Genomic DNA, 723 nt, shown 5'->3' with positions numbered 1-723 from the left:
AAGAAGGAAGAGATAAACGGCGTCGTGTTTGAGTTGAACTCCATTCTCGTTGAGAAGTGGAAGGGCAAACCGTATCGCCTGGTAATCCAGAGACAGAGACGCATGGGCAGTGGACCGGACCTGTGGGAGGGGGAATATACATACCGCTGCATCCTGACCAACGATTACGAATCATCCATGAGGGACATCGTGGAGTTCTATAACATGCGCGGTGGCAAGGAACGCGTCTTTGATGACATGAACAATGGGTTTGGATGGGACAGACTGCCTAAATCCTTCATGGCGGAAAATACCGTGTTCCTGCTCCTGACGGCACTGATACGCAATTTCTACAAGGCCATCATGCAAAGGATTGAAGTGAAGAAGTTCGGGCTCAAGGAAACCAGCCGTATCAAGACGTTTGTCTTCAAATTCATTTCAGTACCTGCCAAGTGGATTAAGACCGCAAGGCAATGTGTGCTGAATATCTACACCGACAACCATGCATATGCAGAAGCCTTCAAAACTTCTTCCGGATGATTTACATCACTTGATGGCCACTGATTGCGTATTGCCTCAAGTCGCTTTATGGGGTAAGGGGATGGTATGCGCATTGAAACGGACGCGAGGACTTAATGGTTATCTTACGAATCAAAAGTCCATTTCTCTTTATGTAGGTAGCACTTCGGGAATGGAGTTGCGGATTTAAGGTATATCTTTTTCATAATCATTTCCTATTTTTAT

General features: G+C 45.9%; 1 pseudogene. It reads left to right on the top strand.

The annotated features are described in order from the left end of the window. Window positions 1-519 (top strand): annotated as a pseudogene (locus D4A39_RS19005) (IS1380-like element IS615 family transposase); the annotation flags it as partial. Window positions 520-723 lie beyond the last annotated feature (204 nt).

This window comes from Alcanivorax profundi (assembly GCF_003597125.1).
In the GTDB taxonomy this organism is placed as follows: domain Bacteria; phylum Pseudomonadota; class Gammaproteobacteria; order Pseudomonadales; family Alcanivoracaceae; genus Alcanivorax; species Alcanivorax profundi.
The sequence above is the reverse complement of the archived record's forward strand: the minus strand, read 5'-3'. Positions and strand labels throughout refer to the sequence as shown.